12 protein-coding genes and 2 riboswitches are annotated in these 12,724 nt (G+C 66.0%); of the genes, 4 read left to right on the forward strand and 8 right to left on the reverse strand.

Annotation, left to right across the window (positions count from 1 at the left end; all coding sequences use genetic code 11):
- Positions 1–35: 35 nt before the first annotated feature.
- Entirely contained in the window at positions 36–1,076 is a 1,041-nt protein-coding gene (fbaA, locus tag BJL86_RS14300; RefSeq protein ID WP_067478548.1) for a class II fructose-bisphosphate aldolase, read from the reverse strand.
- A gap of 132 nt (positions 1,077–1,208) precedes the next feature.
- On the opposite strand from fbaA, the gene BJL86_RS14305 reads away from it, so the two are divergent.
- Positions 1,209–2,669: an MFS transporter gene (locus BJL86_RS14305; RefSeq protein WP_067478551.1), complete on the forward strand. Its 1,461-nt coding sequence runs from the start codon at positions 1,209–1,211 to the stop codon at positions 2,667–2,669.
- A 20-nt stretch (positions 2,670–2,689) separates the two neighbouring features.
- On the opposite strand, the gene metE is transcribed toward BJL86_RS14305, so the two are convergent.
- Positions 2,690–4,990 carry a 5-methyltetrahydropteroyltriglutamate--homocysteine S-methyltransferase gene (gene metE / locus BJL86_RS14310; RefSeq protein ID WP_067478554.1) on the reverse strand — a complete coding sequence of 767 codons (2,301 nt, stop codon included), beginning with the start codon at positions 4,988–4,990 and terminating at the stop codon, positions 2,690–2,692.
- Between the two features lie 145 nt (positions 4,991–5,135).
- Positions 5,136–5,293: riboswitch (cobalamin riboswitch) on the reverse strand.
- Positions 5,294–5,462: 169 nt separating this feature from the next.
- Between metE and BJL86_RS14315 the strand changes: the two genes are divergently transcribed.
- On the forward strand, positions 5,463–6,200 hold the full coding sequence (locus tag BJL86_RS14315; protein WP_067478557.1) for a DedA family protein: 738 nt from the start codon (positions 5,463–5,465) through the stop codon (positions 6,198–6,200).
- A 93-nt stretch (positions 6,201–6,293) separates the two neighbouring features.
- On the opposite strand, the gene BJL86_RS14320 is transcribed toward BJL86_RS14315, so the two are convergent.
- Positions 6,294–7,856, reverse strand: a complete 1,563-nt coding sequence (locus BJL86_RS14320) for a DEAD/DEAH box helicase (protein ID WP_075845057.1) — start codon at positions 7,854–7,856, stop codon at positions 6,294–6,296.
- Positions 7,857–8,114: 258 nt separating this feature from the next.
- Here BJL86_RS14320 and BJL86_RS14325 point away from each other — a divergent pair, with 258 nt between their 5' ends.
- A complete protein-coding gene (locus BJL86_RS14325; protein WP_067478560.1) occupies positions 8,115–8,801 on the forward strand; it encodes a TetR/AcrR family transcriptional regulator in 687 nt (228 codons plus the stop codon).
- Here the strand turns inward: BJL86_RS14325 and BJL86_RS14330 are convergent.
- Positions 8,782–9,183, reverse strand: a complete 402-nt coding sequence (locus tag BJL86_RS14330; RefSeq protein WP_067478564.1) for a DUF6157 family protein — start codon at positions 9,181–9,183, stop codon at positions 8,782–8,784. The two genes, BJL86_RS14325 and BJL86_RS14330, sit on opposite strands and share 20 nt — an antisense overlap.
- A gap of 151 nt (positions 9,184–9,334) precedes the next feature.
- Between BJL86_RS14330 and BJL86_RS14335 the strand changes: the two genes are divergently transcribed.
- Positions 9,335–10,342, forward strand: coding sequence for an esterase/lipase family protein (locus tag BJL86_RS14335; protein ID WP_231887337.1), 1,008 nt, complete (start codon positions 9,335–9,337; stop codon positions 10,340–10,342).
- Positions 10,343–10,384: 42 nt separating this feature from the next.
- Here the strand turns inward: BJL86_RS14335 and BJL86_RS14340 are convergent, their stop codons facing one another.
- From BJL86_RS14340 to BJL86_RS14355, 4 genes are all read right to left on the reverse strand, one after another.
- Positions 10,385–10,723, reverse strand: a complete 339-nt coding sequence (locus BJL86_RS14340) for a DMT family transporter (RefSeq protein ID WP_067478571.1) — start codon at positions 10,721–10,723, stop codon at positions 10,385–10,387.
- Between the two features lie 2 nt (positions 10,724–10,725).
- On the reverse strand, positions 10,726–11,040 hold the full coding sequence (locus BJL86_RS14345) for a DMT family transporter (protein WP_067478574.1): 315 nt from the start codon (positions 11,038–11,040) through the stop codon (positions 10,726–10,728).
- Between the two features lie 14 nt (positions 11,041–11,054).
- Positions 11,055–11,119: riboswitch (guanidine-III (ykkC-III) riboswitch) on the reverse strand.
- Positions 11,120–11,166: 47 nt separating this feature from the next.
- Complete coding sequence (locus tag BJL86_RS14350) at positions 11,167–11,823, reverse strand: TrmH family RNA methyltransferase (protein WP_067478578.1); 657 nt, start codon at positions 11,821–11,823, stop codon at positions 11,167–11,169.
- A 21-nt stretch (positions 11,824–11,844) separates the two neighbouring features.
- Complete coding sequence (locus tag BJL86_RS14355; protein WP_082908752.1) at positions 11,845–12,696, reverse strand: SDR family oxidoreductase; 852 nt, start codon at positions 12,694–12,696, stop codon at positions 11,845–11,847.
- Positions 12,697–12,724 lie beyond the last annotated feature (28 nt).

The raw sequence follows: 12,724 nt of genomic DNA on the forward strand, positions 1-12,724 counted from the left end.
CGTCATACTCGGGTTGTGGTCGTGCCTGTGCTGGCCTACTTCGCGGAGATCGAGCGGCCCGAGCTCTTCAGGTCATTGCACGCCTCGACGACGCGCTCGGCCATCGCGGTCTCTGCCTTCTTGAGGTAGGAGCGCGGGTCGTAGACCTTCTTGTTGCCGACTTCGCCGTCGATCTTGAGGACGCCGTCGTAGTTGCCGAGCATGTGGCCGGCGACGGGACGGGTGAAGGCGTACTGGGTGTCGGTGTCGACGTTCATTTTGATCACGCCGTAGCTCAGCGACTCCTCGATCTCGCTCTTGAGCGAGCCCGAACCGCCGTGGAAGACGAAGTCGAACGGGTAGTCCGAGTCGGCGGCGCCGAGCTTCTTACGCGCGACTTCCTGGCCCTGCTTGAGCACCTCGGGGCGGAGCTTGACGTTGCCCGGCTTGTACACGCCGTGGACGTTGCCGAACGTCGCGGCGAGCATGTAGCGGTCGCCGTCGTTGGACGCACCGAGCGCGTCGAGCGTCTTCTCGAAGTCTTCCTCGGAGGTGAAGAGCTTCTCGTTGATCTCGTTCTCGACGCCGTCCTCCTCGCCGCCGACGACACCGATCTCGACCTCGAGGATGATGTTGGCCTCGGCCGACTTCGCGAGCAGCTCCTTGGCGATCTCAAGGTTCTCGTCGATCGGCACCGCGGAGCCGTCCCACATGTGCGACTGGAACAGCGGGTTCTGTCCGTTGCGGACACGCTCGGCGGAGATCTCGAGCAGCGGGCGAACGAAGCCGTCGAGCTTGTCCTTCGGGCAGTGGTCGGTGTGCAGCGCGACCGTGATGTCGTACTTCTCGGCGACCACGTGCGCGAACTCTGCGAGCGCGACGGCACCTGTGACCATATCCTTTACCGACTGGCCCGAGCCGAACTCGGAACCGCCGGTGGAGAACTGGATGATGCCGTCCGAGCCGGCCTCGGCGAAGCCACGCAGCGCAGCGTTGATCGTCTCCGACGAGGTGCAGTTGATCGCCGGGAACGCGAAGCCTTCGTTTTTCGCGCGGTCCAGCATCTCGCGGTACTGCTCGGGAGTTGCGATGGGCATTGGGTACTAACCTCCAACATGTCCGGGTTCGTCGCGCGGCGCGCCGCGCTCTTCCTCCAGACTAGGCGGTATTTTCCCGCGGCGGGTTCGGCGCCCCGCCGATGGAAGCTCGTTTGTGCCTAACCTATTGCCATGCGCGACGTATCTCCCCACCCGGACCGCTGGCGAATCCTCGCGATCACGCTGTGCGTCACGTTCATGGGGCTGCTCGACGTCACGATCGTCAATATCGCACTCCCCGCGATCGATGCGGACTTCGGAGGCTCGACCTCATCGCTGCAGTGGGTCGTCTCCGGCCACGCGCTTGCGTTCGGCCTCATCCTCGTCACCGGTGGCCGCCTCGGCGACGCGCTCGGCCGCCGCCGCATGATGCTCATCGGCCTCGTCTGCTTCGTCGCCACCTCCGCCGCGTGCGGCCTCGCCCCGTCGATCGGCTGGCTTATCGCCGCCCGTTTCGCCCAGGGCATCTCCGCAGGTCTGCTCGTCCCGCAGAACTCGGGCATCATCCAAAACGTCTTCTCCGGCCCAGAGCGCGGCCGCGCGTTCGGCTACATGGGTATGGCCGTCGGCATCTCCGGCTCGATCGGACCGGTCCTCGGCGGCGTCATCATCGGTCTCGCCGGCGGCGACGGCGGCTGGCGCTGGATTTTCCTCGTCAACATACCCATCGGCCTCGCCCTCATTGCCGCGGTGTGGCGCATCATTCCCGGCCGCGAACCGGGCTCCGGCAAGCCCGATCTCGACCTCGTCGGCGCCGCACTCCTCGGTCTTACCGTCCTCGCGCTGCTGTTCCCCATCTCCAGCGTCGAGCACGGATTCGGCCCCGAATTCGCGATCATCGCGCTCGCCCCCATCCTCGGCGCGTTCACCGTGTGGTGGGAGCGCCGCATCATCCGCCTCGGCCGCGCGCCGCTGCTCAACATCCCCCTTCTGCGCGCCACCCCGGGCTACGCGACGGGCATGGCCGTCGGCCTCCTCTACTTCTGTGGATTCACGGGCGTGCTTCTCATCTACTCGATCTACCTGCAGTCGGGCCTCGGCTTCACGCCGCTCCACGCAGGCCTGCTCATCACGCCGTTCGCCATCTCCTCTGCGGTCGCGGCGCCCATCGCGGGCCGTCTCGTCGCACGCGGCGGCCGCATGACCACCGTCGCTGCCCTCGTCCTCCTCATCGTCGGCCTCGCTCTCGCGGCGACCCTCATCCCCCTCACCGAGGACACCGCGCTCGCGATCCCCACGCAGATCGCGACCATGATGATCGCCGGCTTCGGCGCCGGCGGCGTCGTCGGCCCGAACATGACCATGACCCTCGCGAACGTGCCGCCACGCATGGGCGGAGCCGCCGGCGCCGCCGTCCAAACCGCCCAGCGCATCGGCAACGCCATCGGCGCGGCCGTCCTTCTGCTCATCCATTCCCAGGCACTAACCCTCACCCATGACGCCGGAACCGGACTTCGCGCAGTGTGGGTCGCCGCCATCGTCTTCTTCATCGCAGCGATCGCCGTCGCCCTCTCGGAAGGGCGCCCCCCTTCCCGCAGAGAACACGCGAACGCGCCGTCCGAGGAGGAACGGCGCGTCCGGCGTCATACGTGAGGTGTTTTTTGGGGCGGGAACTACCCGAGGCGCTCGCGCACCTGCTTCGCGGCGGCGACCATGTTGGCCAGCGCGGCCTCGACCTCGTCGGTCTTGCGGGTCTTGAGGCCGCAGTCGGGGTTGACCCAGAGGCGATCGGCGGTGACGGCGTCGAGCGCCTCACCCAGGGAGGTGACGATCTGCCCGGTCTCCGGGATGCGCGGCGAGTGGATGTCGTAGACACCCGGGCCCACCTGGTTCGAGAAGCCCGAACGCTCGAGGTCCGCGACGACTTCCATGTGCGAGCGCGCCGCCTCGATGGAGGTGACGTCGGCGTCGAGGCCCGCGATCGAGTCGATGACCTCGCCGAACTCCGAGTAGCACAGGTGCGTGTGGATCTGCGTGGAGTCCGCGACGCCCGAGGTGGCGATGCGGAACGAGCGCACCGACCAGTCGAGGTAGGCCTGCTGATCGGCCTTGCGCAGCGGCAGTAGCTCGCGCAGCGCCGGCTCGTCGACCTGCACGATGCGGATGCCCGCGCCCTGCAGGTCGACGGTCTCCTGCCGGATCGCGAGCGCGACCTGGTCCGCCGAGTCCGCGAGCGGGATGTCGTCGCGGACGAAGGACCACGCGAGGATCGTCACCGGTCCGGTGAGCATGCCCTTGACCGGGGAATCCGTGAGCGACTGGGCGTAGGTGGCCCAGTCGACGGTCATCGGCCGCGGGCGAGTGACGTCGCCGAAGAGGATTGGCGGGCGCACACAGCGCGTGCCGTAGGACTGCACCCAGCCGAGCTCGGTGGTGACGAAGCCGTCCATGAGCTCGGCGAAGTACTGCACCATGTCGTTGCGCTCGGGCTCTCCGTGGACGAGCACGTCGATGCCGAGGGACTCCTGCAGCTCGATGGTGCGCTTGATCTCCGCGCGCATCGCCGAGATGTACTCCGACTCGTCGATCCTGCCGCCCCGGTACGCCGCGCGGGTCTTGCGGATCTCCGGGGTCTGCGGGTACGAGCCGATCGTGGTCGTCGGCAGCGGCGGGAGCCCGAGTCGCTCGGCCTGCTCGGCCGCGCGCGCCGCCGCATCGCCGCGGGTGGCGCCGGTGGCACGGGTCGAATCGACACGGGCGCAGACTCTGCTGTCGTTGGTGCGCGGATCCTTCGCGCGCCGGTCGAGGGCGGCGCGGCTCTCATCGAACTTGTCGGCAACGGACTCACGCCCATCGCGCAGCGCCGCGGCGAGCGTGACGACCTCGGCGTACTTCTGCGAACCGAAAGCGAGCCATTCGGCAGCCGACGGATCGAGGTTCTGCTCGGCCTCGAGGTTGTAGGGAACGTGGAGCGTGGAGCACGACGTGGACACCGCGATCTGCCCTGCGCATCCGAGCACCGAGACCAGCGAGCCCATCGCCGAATCGAGATCGGTGCGCCACACGTTGCGGCCGTCGACGACACCGGCGACGACGAGGCGATCGTGGAACGCGGTCGAGGAGTTGACCGCGTCGATGGTGCCGTAGACGAGGTCGACGGCGAGGCCCTCGATGTTTGTGTCGCCGAGGGCGCGGACCGCGCGGTCGGCGCTGCCGAAGTAGGTGGCGACCAGGATCGCCGGGCGATCGGTCTCGGCCGACAGCGCGCCGTAGACCTCCTTGGTCTTGTCGAGCTCGGCATCGGTGAGGTCGGTGACGAGGCTCGGCTCGTCGAGCTGCACCCACTGCGCCCCGCCCGCGCGGAGGCGGGCGAGCAGATCGATGTAGAGCGGGACGAGCTCATCCAGTCGATCGATCGGATCGCCCGAACCCTCGGTGGCCTTGGCGAGCTTGAGGTAGGACACCGGGCCGAGCACGACCGGGCGCGCGGGAATGTCGTCGGCGAGCGCCTCGGCGAGATCGCCCTCCACCTTCTCGGGGTGCAGGGAGAACGAGGTCGTGTCGTCGATCTCGGGGACGAGGTAGTGGTAATTGGTGTCGAACCACTTCGTCATCTCCAGAGGCGCGACCTCCGCCGAGCCGCGCGCGGCGGCAAAATAGCGGTCGAGCTCATCCGACACGACGTCGTAGCGCTCGGGAAGGGCGCCGAGCAGGACGGTCGTGTCGAGCACCTGGTCGTAGAAGCTGTGGGTGTTCGTCGGCACCGAGTCGAGGCCCGCATCGCGCATCTCGTTGCGCATCGAACGGCGCAGTTCTGCGGCGGTCTCGAGCAGCGAGGCCTTGTCGATCTTTCCCGCCCAGTAGGCTTCGATCGCCTTCTTCAATTCGCGCTTCGGGCCGATGCGCGGAGCGCCGAGGCTCGTCGCGGTGAATGCCGGCGCTGCGCCGGACTGATTATTGCTCGTGGTAGTCACGCTGGACGTCCTCCATGTTGCGAGTTGTGGACGCCGCCCGCTTACGGGTTGGCGACGACTCGCTGGCGCACGAAGGCGTGCGGAGCGCGCACGGGTGCCGAGTCGGCGCTCGCACAATCCTCGAGGCGGCAAACCGCTGGATGCGGCGCACCCAGCACAATCGGCAGGTAATCGGACTCGAGGCGGCGATCTTCGTTCGCATATTCGCCCCATACCGTTGCGGGACAGTCCTGGATTCGCACCAGGTTCCCTCTTGCGCTCTCATGGCGCTCGGTGCCGCGGGCCGCGTCCACATCGTGGTCGCTCGCGGCACACCGGTTGCACCCAATTTCTAGCACAGCCGCCTGGCTGGGCCCGGCTGAGGGCTCGCCAAGGGTTTCGTTTCGACTTGCTGTGAGCACGCCCGCGGCGCGGCGCGGAGCTTGGGCCGATGCCCTCCAGGGGCTAAAGTTGCAGCGTGCTACTTGAATCTATGCAGGACTCAGTGCTCGCGCTCGGCGGCTCTGACGTGCGAAACCTTGCTGTCCCCGGCGGCCAGATCCTCGACCCCGACTTCTGGCTCTCCGGCGACGGGCCGTTCGGCAACTTCATCCTGCCGGTGCTGCTCGCGGTCGTGTTCATCGAGTCCGGGCTGCTGTTCCCGTTCCTCCCCGGCGACTCGCTGCTGTTCACGGCCGGGCTCCTCACCAGGCTCGACGATCCGTTCGCGCCGCTGTGGGTCATTCTCGTGACGGCGCCGATCGCCGCTTTCCTGGGAGACCAGGTCGGCTACTGGATCGGCCACAAATTCGAGAAGCCGCTGCTCGCCCGGCCCGATGGGCGCATCTTCAAGCAGGCATACATTCGCGAATCGCACGAGTTCTTCGAGAAGCACGGGCCGATCACGATCGTCATCTGCCGGTTCGTGCCCATCGTGCGCACCTATGCGCCCCTCGTGGCGGGCATGTCCGGCATGCGCTACAAGGTATTCATCACCTATAACGTGATCGGCGCCGTGGCATGGGCCGCAGGTGTAACGTTCCTCGGATGGTTGCTCGGCGAGATCCAGTTCATCCGCGACCACATCGACCTGATCCTCATCCTCATCGTGCTCGTGTCGGTGCTGCCGATGATCATTGCCGGCGCACGCAAGATCTATGCCCGCCGCAAGCTCGCGAACAGCGAGAGCGTGCCCGAGCGCGCAGTCGACAGCCCCGCAGCCGAGAGCTAGAAGAGGCAGACGCGAAACACCACGCCCGGCCGGAAATACATACTCCTGCGAGTGTTTTTCCGGCCGGGCGTGGTGTTTTTCGTGTAAATGCGCCTATGCGTGGGTGGACTGTCTGCGGTTCGGCTGACGGCCGCCGTTTCCTCGGCTTCCACCGCCGTTACTCGGCCCCTGCGGGCGGGTCGCCCGGCGGCGATTGCCACTGCCATTGCCATTGCCACCCGCGGAACCCGCTGCGCGGCCCGCGCCATTGCGAGCCCCGGGACCGCGCTGTCCGCTCGGGCGCTTGCCGCCGCGCTCCTCCGCGGGACGGCGACGCTCGCTGCGCTGCGCCTCGCTGGTGCTTGAGTTCTTGCGGTTGCCACCGCTGCTGCGTCCACCGCCGCTGCGGTCGCCGCCACCATTGCGTCCACCGCCATTGCGGTTTCCCTTTGCAGGACGCGAGGACTGCTGCTGTCCGGCGGGGGCCGGCTGCGCGGCGTCATCCACCAGGGTCGAAGCCGGGATGACGGTGTCGCCGAGGGAGACATCGGCGCCCGAGCGCACGTTCTGCTCGGCCGCGGAGACACCGGCCTTCTTGAGCAGCGAGCGAACCTCACTGACCTGCTGCGCCGTGGCGATGGTGACGACCGTGCCCACGGCACCGGCACGCGCGGTGCGGCCCGAGCGGTGGACGTAGGCCTTGTGCTCGGCGGGCGGGTCCGAGTGGATGACCAGCCCGACGTCATCGACGTGGATGCCGCGCGCGGCGATGTCGGTGGCGACGAGGACGGTCGCCTCACCCGAGGAGAACGCCTCGAGATTCCGCACGCGCGCGTTCTGCGAGAGGTTGCCGTGCAGGTCGACGCTCGCGCGGCCCTGCGCGCTGAGCTTGCGCGCGAGGTGGCGGGCGCCGCGCTTGGTTCGTGTGAACACGACGGTGCGCGGGCTCACCGAGGCGAGGTCCGCGATGACGCGGACGCGATCGGTGTGCTCGACCTTGAGCATGTGGTGGTCAGTGGCGCCGGGCGTGGCCGAGCCGTCGTCGACCGAGTGGGTGACCGGATCGGTGAGGAACCGCTTGACCAATGCGTCGACGCCGCGGTCGAGGGTCGCCGAGAACAGCAGGCGCTGTGCGTTCGACGGGGTCGCCGCGAGGATTCGCTTGACTCCCGGCAGGAACCCGAGGTCAGCCATGTGGTCAGCCTCGTCGAGCACCGAGATCTCGATGTCGTCGAGGCGGCAGTGCTTTTGCTGCATGAGGTCCTCGAGGCGCCCCGGGCAGGCGACGACGATATCGACGCCGCTGTTCAGCGCAGTCACCTGGCGGCCTTGCGGCACGCCACCGAAGATGACGGTGGTGCGCAGCCCCATCGCCTCGGCGAGCGGGGCGAGAGTTTCGTCGATCTGGCGGGCCAGCTCGCGAGTGGGCGCGAGGACGAGGGCGCGCGGGGCGCCGCGGCGGGCGCCGGTACCGGTCGCCGCTAGGCGCGCGACCAGCGGAATGCTGAACGCGTAGGTCTTACCCGAGCCGGTGCGTCCGCGGCCGAGCACGTCGCGGCCCGACAGTGCGTCCGGCAGCGTCGCCGACTGGATGGGGGTGGGTGAGGTGATGCCGTCTGCGGAAAGCACGTTGAGCAGGGCAGAGGGCACGCCGAGATCGGCGAAAGAGGATGACAAGAAAACTCCGTACGAGTTGATAGTGGGCGTCTTGAGCGGCGCGCTCGCGAAGGGTTTCTACGCTTCTGGCGCGCGGCTACACCCGGGATTGATGACAATTCCGAAGAAGAGGTAACCGCTGGCCTGCCTCAAGAAGTGCGGCCTGATGGTGACAACCCTACGCGCCATGGGCCCCGATCCCCTAACGCGCCGTGACGAATGCCATACTCGCGCCAACAAATTGACGTGTCTACCACTTTTCGGCGATAGAATACGACGATGTCCACAGAACCGGGAGCTGTCGCCAAGAAGAACGCAGGTCGGAAGACGGGTCCGAAGCCCCGCTTCGATTTCGATGACGTCGTCGATGCGGCGATTTCCCTGGGGATCGACTCGTTCACGATCTCCGCCGTAGCCGGGGAACTCGGGGTCGCGGCGCCCGCCGTGTACCGAATCTTCGACGGCCGCGAGGCACTCAGCCATGCGTGTCTGGAACGTGCGACGTCATCCATAACCTGGCCGTCCGACGCGCCCGATTGGCGCACACTCCTGCGCCGGTGGTGCGACGAGGCGTGGGAGTTGTGCGAGCGATTCCCCGGTATCGACAAGCTTTTGATGACGACGACGAGTCTGTTCTCCCACTTCGAGAAGGGGTACGCGACCGTCGTGATCCGGTTGTGCGAATTCGGCTACACGCCTGGCCAGGCGGCGTTCGCCCTCGACCTGCTCACGGACATGGTGCTCGCCTCGCACATGAACATCGCCGGCCTCCGTACGGTCGACGAAAACGGCCGGAGCGAATTCTCCAAGTCGCTGGAGTCCTTCACGTCCGGGCTCTTCGTGCCCGACGAATCCTGGACCGAGCGCGGATTCCTGGACAAGAAGATCAGCTTTATCATCGATGGGTTGGCGGACAAGTGTCCCGAGGTCGATAGCGAACTACCGATCAACGAGACGCACGCATAGCGCTGCGAACCGTAATCGCTTCCAGCGCCGTCATCCTTTCGAGCTGTTCCGAACCCATCGGCACGAGCGCGATCTTGCCCGAATGGTCGAAGTGGAAGGCCCAGCCATACGTCTTCGCGAGCGGCGAGGTGCGCAGGCACGGTTGCCCCTTGGCGAAGAATTCTTCCCGCGCGGCGGCACGACCCGGTTCTTCGATGCCCTTCCGCTCGCAGTGCACGTCGAAAAGCAGTTCGTCGCTCGTCCACTCGTAGTCGTGCCCGAAAAGGCGCTCGAACTGAAGCTCGGCGACCGTTCGCTTACCGGTCGGAGGAGTGATTGCCGCATTCGCGCGCGTATCCGCGGGCGGGGTGATGATTGTGTCAACGTAGTTGGTGGTGTGCATTGCGTGCCTCCCTGGGCAGCGGTGGCTGACGTGCCGACAGCGGTCAATCTATTCCCCCGCTCCGACAATTGTGCGCACGAAGTGGAACCGTTTAGGCCTATTTTCCGTAAGCCCAGCTAAGGACTGTGCGGCGCGCTTATGCTCCCGAAGCATGACGCATAGAACCCTGTCGAAAATCGTCGCTTCAACGATGGCTGCGGCGGCTCTTTCACTCACGGCCGTCGCCGCCGCGCAGCCGGCTACTGCCGATCGGCCCGAACTGCCCGTCCCCTACACCTTCATGTCCGGGGCGGTGAAGGAGATCACCCAGCCCGGGGCGCCGCTCGCGGGGGCGAACGACTGGTCATGCCGAACGACCGACGCACACCCGCGGCCCGTGGTCCTCGTACACGGAACCTTCGGTGGCGGAGCCGACAATTGGGCGACGCTGGGTCCGCTGCTGCACAACGAGGGCTACTGCGTATTCACGCTGACGTACGGAAACCACCAGGACGCCGACTGGCCGCTCTCGGCGGTCGGCGGAGTGCGATCACTTCCCGAGGTTTCCGTTCCTGCGGTGGCCGAATTCGTCGACGCTGTTCTCGCGGCAACCGGGGCAGAACAAGTCGATCTGGTTGGGCATTCCCAGGGGACGCTGGTAAGCGGAGACGTGGCGAAACGCCAGCGCCCAGGGCGCGTGGGCTCCGTCGTTTCACTCGCAGGACCGTGGGCGGGAACCGGGCAGCGATTCGCCGAGCGCCTCCTCGACGACCGGACACGCGGCGCGCTGGAACAGTCGCCTCTCGAGTCGATCCCACACATGCTCTCCGGGTCCGACTATTTGAGGGCGCTGTACGGAGACGAAGGCACACCGTACGCTCCCGGGGTCTCGTACACGAACATCTCGACCAGATACGACGAGGCGGTCATCCCGTATACCTCGGGTCAGCTCCCAGGCCCTGATGCCCCCGGTTACGCCGTGACGAACGTCGTCGTCCAGGACGGCTGCGAGGCCGACTGGTCCGACCACGCTTCGCTGCCTTCGTCGCCGCGCGCCTCCGATTATGTGTTGAATGCGCTCGATCCCTCTCACCCGCGCACACCGCGCTGCGCATCCACGGCGCCACTGCACGGGGCGATAGGAGCGGTCCCGCCGAACCCGGCGCCTCCGACGTCATAGACGAGGGATGCCGCGGGGAAGGGACATCGTGTGGGCTTTCGGTCAGTTTTCGCGTTCGCGAGTTCCGTCGGGGACGAGCTTGAGCCCGACGACCGCGAGCACGATGCCCGCGATGAACAATGCCTTGAGCCAGGCGAACTGCTCGGCTCCCGTAGCCATCGCGTACACGACGGTGAGGGTCGTCCCGATTCCCACCCAGACCGCGTAGGCGGTGCCGATCGGGATGTGCTTGGCCGCCCAGCCAAGCCCCGCCATGGAGATAGCAAGCGCCACGAGAAACACGATTGTCGGACCGAGCTGGGAGAAACCGTGGGATTCGCCGAGCGCAGTGGCCCATACGGCTTCGAACACCCCGGACACTACGAGAATTAGCCAAGCCATCGTCAGCTCACCACCTTGAGGCCGATAATCGAACCGACCAGGAGCACAAGTAAACCGAGGCGAGCGGTTGTCGCCTTTTCCTGCCTGGTCGAGAACCCCCAGAGCACGGTGAGCACCGCGCCGATGCCAGTCCACACCGCGTAGGCGGTACCCGTCGGCAGCTCTCTCATTGCCCAGGCAAGTCCACCCATGCTGAGGATGAGGGCTGCGAAGAATAGTAGTGAGGGGCGTAGCCGTCTAAAGCCATTCGACTTCGAAAGAGCGGCGGCCCATACGGCCTCGAGCATGCCCGAGGCCACCAAAATGACCCATGCCATCGGAAGGACTCCTTGGTGGCAGTCTTTTCGCTTTGCGGGTACTGCTCCCTCGTCCGCGAGCCCAATGACCGAGCTCCACGATCCAAGGTAACGAGAGCCGGGGATCGTGGCAACTTGGTTTTGTTACTACTCGATGTGGGCGTGTTCGCGGATCCAGGAATGCATGACGATGCCTGCCGCGACGCCCGCGTTGATAGAGCGCGTGGAGCCGAACTGCGTGATGGAGACCGTGACGTCCGCCGTCATTCGTGCGTCCGGGCTTACACCGGGCCCTTCTTGGCCGAAGAGCAAAACACATTCGCGCGGAAGCTCGACTTTTTCCAGGGGAACGGAACCGGGAACGTTGTCGACCGCGACGACCGCCAAGCCCTCGGCGCGAGCCCATTCGACGAGGGTCGCAACGTCTGAGTGGTGGCGAACGTGCTGGTATCGGTCGGTCACCATGGCGCCCCGGCGGTTCCAGCGGCGTTTGCCGACGATGTGGACTTCAGCCGCCAGGAACGCATTGGCGGTTCGCACGACGGTGCCGATATTTGCGTCATGCTCGAAATTCTCGATGGCGACGTGGAATGGATGTCGTCTCTGGTCGAGGTCGGCGACGATTGCTTCGCGAGTCCAATATCTGTAGTGGTCGACGACGTTTCGACGGTCCCCCGCGGTAAGCAGCTCTTGGTCGTAACGCTCATCCGTCGGCACGTTCAGTTCAGGGTATTCCTCGGCCCACGGGCCGAGCCCGACCTTGCCGTCGCCCCACTCAGTTGGGCCCGGATCTCCTTCGCTCATCTCTTCGGATTCTCTCTCGACCTAGTCGCCGACGAGCAGCGAGTTCAGAGCGCGCGAGACACGAGAAGGCGCGAAGTGTGAGCCGTGGTAGAGCAGCGTCGTCTTGAGTCCGACCGGGTAATGAACTGGTGCAAACGGGTTGGTCGCGGTTGCTGCGGTCAACACCTTTCTGGCGACATCCTCAGCTGTGAGGTTGACGCCCTGGCGCGAGGTCCCCGATGTCGAAACGCCGTCGAGCATTGCGGTCTTGACGTAGAGCGGCCAGACCGAACGGACGACGATATCGTCGGCCGCCCATTCCTGGTCGAGCGCTTCCGTGATGCCCCTTACTGCGAACTTTGTCGACGAGTAGGTGGCCATCTCCGGCGTACCGTAGATCGCTGATGCCGAAGCGACATTGACCAATGCGGCGCCTGGGGTTTTCCGAAGTAGGCCGAACGCTGCGCGCGCTCCGAAATACACACCCTTGATGTTGACGTCGGCGAGAGCTGAATCCCGAGCGAAACTGGCTTCCATGAAGGGCATGCCATACAAGATGCCGGCATTATTCACCAGCACATCGAGTCGATCTCCGGTAGCTTCGGCGAACTGCGCGAGCGCCTGCTCCCAGGACCCTGGCGAGGTCACGTCGATTACGCCGGCAACGTACTCCGGACCCGAAGCCCAGGACACAGCGTCGGCGTCGATATCGAAGACTCCCACTTTCCAGCCGTGTGCCGCGAAGTATTCGGCGGTCGCCCGACCAATCCCGCGCCCGGAGCCGGTAATTAGCACTGTCCGCTGGCCGCCACGTGGCTCTTGCCGGGACCTGCGTCCCAATTTGCGCGCGAGCACATCGATCTTGGACTTCTTGTGTCCGCTTCCCGGAGTCATGCAATTCACGTTACCTTGCACCAACTTC

It is taken from the genome of Dietzia timorensis (assembly GCF_001659785.1).
GTDB classification, from domain to species: Bacteria; Actinomycetota; Actinomycetes; order Mycobacteriales; family Mycobacteriaceae; genus Dietzia; species Dietzia timorensis.

Excerpts from the sequence above, each read along its gene's own strand:
- BJL86_RS14315 (WP_067478557.1), top strand. The coding sequence starts at position 5,463 with ATGCAGGACTCAGTGCTCGCGCTCGGCGGCTCTGACGTGCGAAACCTT.
- BJL86_RS14345 (WP_067478574.1), bottom strand. The coding sequence starts at position 11,040 with ATGGCATGGGTCATTTTGGTGGCCTCGGGCATGCTCGAGGCCGTATGG.
- BJL86_RS14350 (WP_067478578.1), bottom strand. The coding sequence starts at position 11,823 with ATGAGCGAAGGAGATCCGGGCCCAACTGAGTGGGGCGACGGCAAGGTC.
- fbaA (WP_067478548.1), bottom strand. The coding sequence starts at position 1,076 with ATGCCCATCGCAACTCCCGAGCAGTACCGCGAGATGCTGGACCGCGCG.
- BJL86_RS14325 (WP_067478560.1), top strand. The coding sequence starts at position 8,115 with ATGTCCACAGAACCGGGAGCTGTCGCCAAGAAGAACGCAGGTCGGAAG.
- BJL86_RS14330 (WP_067478564.1), bottom strand. The coding sequence starts at position 9,183 with ATGCACACCACCAACTACGTTGACACAATCATCACCCCGCCCGCGGAT.
- BJL86_RS14305 (WP_067478551.1), top strand. The coding sequence starts at position 1,209 with ATGCGCGACGTATCTCCCCACCCGGACCGCTGGCGAATCCTCGCGATC.
- BJL86_RS14335 (WP_231887337.1), top strand. The coding sequence starts at position 9,335 with ATGACGCATAGAACCCTGTCGAAAATCGTCGCTTCAACGATGGCTGCG.
- BJL86_RS14355 (WP_082908752.1), bottom strand. The coding sequence starts at position 12,696 with ATGACTCCGGGAAGCGGACACAAGAAGTCCAAGATCGATGTGCTCGCG.
- BJL86_RS14340 (WP_067478571.1), bottom strand. The coding sequence starts at position 10,723 with ATGGCTTGGCTAATTCTCGTAGTGTCCGGGGTGTTCGAAGCCGTATGG.